The organism is Myxococcus vastator, assembly GCF_010894475.1.
Classification (GTDB): Bacteria; Myxococcota; Myxococcia; order Myxococcales; family Myxococcaceae; genus Myxococcus; species Myxococcus vastator.
Window position 1 is genome coordinate 1 of record NZ_JAAIYB010000662.1, and the last position, 3,363, is coordinate 3,363.

The following is a 3,363-nucleotide window of genomic DNA, read 5'->3' on the forward strand; positions in this document are numbered from 1 at the left end:
GGGGTGGCGCGGAGGCGGGCGCCACGCCCAGCCGCGCCTGGTTCCCGGAGACGTTCCTCTTCGAGCCCCTGGTGGTGACGGACGCGTCCGGCGTGGCGACGGTGCCGGTGCGCGTGCCGGACCGCCTCACGCAGTGGCGGGTGCTGGCGCTGGCGCACTCGCGCTCGGGCGCGCAGTCCGGCACGGTGACGTCCTTCACGGGCACGCTGCCCACGTACGTGGATCCGGTGCTGCCGGCCTTCCTGCGCGCGGGCGACGCCGTGCGGATGCCGGTGCAGGTGATGAACACCACGGACGCGGCGGTGGAGGCGTCCTTGAAGGTGGAGGTGCCGGGCGCGCTGGTGGAGGGCGGCAGCCGCACCGTGCGCGTTCCGGCGCGCGGCAGCGTGGTGGAGTACGTCACGGTGCGGGTGGCCACGCCGGGGCAGGTGGCGGTGCGCGCGGCGCTGGGCGCCACCGACGCGGTGGTGCGGGACTTCCCCGTGTGGTCCACGGGGCGCCCGGTGGTGGAGACGCGCGGTGGCACGCTGGCGGCGCCGCGCGCGCTGTCGCTCACCGGGGCGGTGGACGCGCAGCCAGGGAGCGAGCGCGTCCGGGTGCGGGTGTTCCCCGGCGGGCTGGGCGTGCTGCGCTCGGAGTTGCTGAACGCGAGCTCACGCGAGGACGCGGCCGGCGTGGCCTATTCACTGCTGCTGGCGGGCCGCGCGCCGCGGCTCCTGACCGCGCTGGGCGAGACGCGGTCCGCCCAGGCGCTGGAGGCGCTGAGCACGCCCGGGCAGCGGCTGAAGGCGCCCGTGCCTCCGGAGCCCGGCGAGGTGGACGTGGAGGCGGTGCGGACGGGGCTGATGCGGGCGACGCAGCGCGCGCTGCGGTGGAGCCGCGCGCCGGACGTGGCCACGGCGGCGCTGTTGGCGGAGGGCGCGCTGGCGCATCCGGACAACCCGGTGCTGGCCCGCCTGGGCGAGCGGCTGGCCGCGCAGGTGGCGGCGGCGCAGCTTCCGGATGGCACCTGTCAGGGCGGCTCCGGCTGGACGCTCCAGCGGCTGCTGGTGGCCACCGCGGACTGCACGCGCGCGGTGACGGCGGCGGCGGTGACGCCGGAGGGCAAGCGCCGCGCGGCCTTCTTCACGGCGCGGGCCTCGGGCGCGCTGGAGCGCAACCGGGCGCACGTCAAGGACGGCTACACGGCGGCGGCGCTGCTCGCGAGCGGCGCGGTGACGGGCTCGCTGCGCGATTCACTGCGCGAGCAGGTGCGGGACGCCGTGCAGCGGCGCGACGAGGGCGCCGCGTTCCTTCCCGTGGAGGAGGGCGTGGTGGACGCCGCCGGCGGCACGCCGACGGAGGCCGAGGCCACCGCGCTGGCCGTGCTGGCCCTGGAGGGCGACGCGAAGGCCCCCGTGGCGGACCTGGGCGCCGCGTTGCTCGCCAGCTACGAGCCGGTGAATGGCTGGGGCAACGGGCGCGCCAACCGCCTGGCGTTGCAGGCCGTGGTGTCCCTCTTCCGCGAGCCGTTGCCCGCCCAGGTGCGGGTGGTGCTGGAGCGGGACGGCCAGGTCATCACCGAAGGCACCTTCGACGCCAAGGCCCTGCGCGAGGTGATGTCGCTGGAGGCGGCGGCTCCGGGCTCTGGCGGCGCGCATACCTGGACGGTGCGCGCGGAGCCCGCGGTGCCCGGGCTGGGCTTCGCGCTGGCGTTGAGCGCCGCGGTGCCGTGGACGCAGCAGGCCCAGGCAGGCCTGGAGCTGTCCGTGCAGGTGCCCTCGGACGCGAAGGTGGGGCAGCCGTCGGAGGTGACGCTCCAGGCGTCCACGCCGTCAGGCCTGGCGCTGGTGCTTCGCCACGGGCTGCCCGCGGGCGTGCAGGTGGACACCGCCAGCCTGGAGGCGCTCGTGGACGAAGGGAAGGTGGCGTCCTGGGAGAGCGAGGATGGCGCGGTGACGCTGCGGCTTCATCCCCGAGGGCCGGGCGAGCCCTTCCAGGCGCGCTTCCGCGTCATCCCGACGCTGGCGGGCACGCTCCAGGGAGGCGCCTCTTCACTGGTGGCCCTGTCGCGGCCTGACCTGGTGTCCTACGTACCCCCCGCTACGTGGGCCATCCGCTGAGGAGCCGTCGCTGTCACGTCCTGCCCCCCGGGCCACTGCCCTGGTGCCGGGGGGCGCGTTATGTGTCGACTCGTGGTGACTTCACGAGCCTCCAGGAAATGTAGTCCGCGCTCCCAACTGGGCACCCACGCAGGGGATGCACAGGTTTCCCAGCAGCAACACGGAGTCGCAACCACTCCCAGGGTTGTTTCGTCGTGGGTGGCAAGCATGGAGCTCGACGGCGCGGAGAGGGACGAGCTACAGCGGGCGCTGACCAGCGCGTTTGCATCGGTGGAGCACCTTCGCCGGGTCGTGGCCGCCACCTGCCGCAGGGATTTGGAGGCCTTGGGCATCTCCGGCGGGCTGCGTGAGCGCGTCTTCACGCTCATCCACATGGCGGAGGCGGAGGGTTGGCTGCGCGAGTTGATTCGCGGCGTCTACCAGGCCCTGCCCCGGCACCCCCGTCTCCAACGCTTCGTGCAGGTGTACCTCGCGTCCGTCCAGCGCAGCATCCCCCGCGTCGGACTGGAGCGCATCTTCGGCAGCGGCCGGGCGGACACCGAGCGCGAGCGCTGGCGCAAGCGCCTGACCTCCATCGAGCGACAGGTGTGCCGCGTGGAGCCGGAGGTGGGCGCGGCGCTGGGCACGGGCTTCCTGGTGTCCCCCAACGTCGTGCTCACCAACTTCCACGTCATCGAGAACAGGCTGCTGGAGTCGCTGCGGGTGCGCTTCGGCCGCAAGGTCCTCCAGGACGGGACGCTGCTCCATCCGGGGACGGTGTACCGCGTGACGCGCTGTCTGGCGCGCAGTCCCTACAGCCCCGCGGACCTGATGCACCCGCGTCCGCGCGATGCCACGCCGGGCGAGCTGGACTACGCCTTCCTGGAGGTGGCGGGCGTGCCCGGCGAGGACCTGGTCGACGGGGAGCCCCGAGGCTGGCTGGCGCTGCCCGACTCGCGGGAGTCCTTCACGCCCGGCAGCCTGGTGCTCATCGTCCAGCACCCGGCGGGCCAGCCCATGAGCGTCGCGCTCGATGAGTTCCTGGGCGTCAACCCGGGCCGCACGCGCGTGGCGTACCGCGCGTGTACGGGGCCGGGCTCCTCGGGGGCCCCCTGCTTCACCCAGGACCTGCGGCTGGCCGCGCTGCACCACAGCGGCGGGCCCCGCGTCCCGTCCGCGTCGGTGGGACACAACGAGGGCATCCCCATCGACACCATCCGCGGCAGCCTGTCCGGGAGCATGTTGAGCCAGCTGGGCTGGGGGTAGGGCGCGAAGTGGAGGC

2 protein-coding genes are annotated in these 3,363 nt (G+C 74.5%); both read left to right on the top strand.

Going from position 1 to position 3,363, the window contains the following annotated elements; translation table 11 throughout:
• Positions 1-2,102, top strand: a 2,102-nt coding sequence (locus G4D87_RS35730; protein WP_163787234.1) for an alpha-2-macroglobulin family protein, incomplete at its 5' end; no start/stop codon positions are given.
• Between the two features lie 207 nt (positions 2,103-2,309).
• Positions 2,310-3,347, top strand: a complete 1,038-nt coding sequence (locus G4D87_RS35735) for an effector-associated domain EAD1-containing protein (protein WP_163787236.1) — start codon at positions 2,310-2,312, stop codon at positions 3,345-3,347.
• The last annotated feature ends 16 nt before the right edge of the window (positions 3,348-3,363 follow it).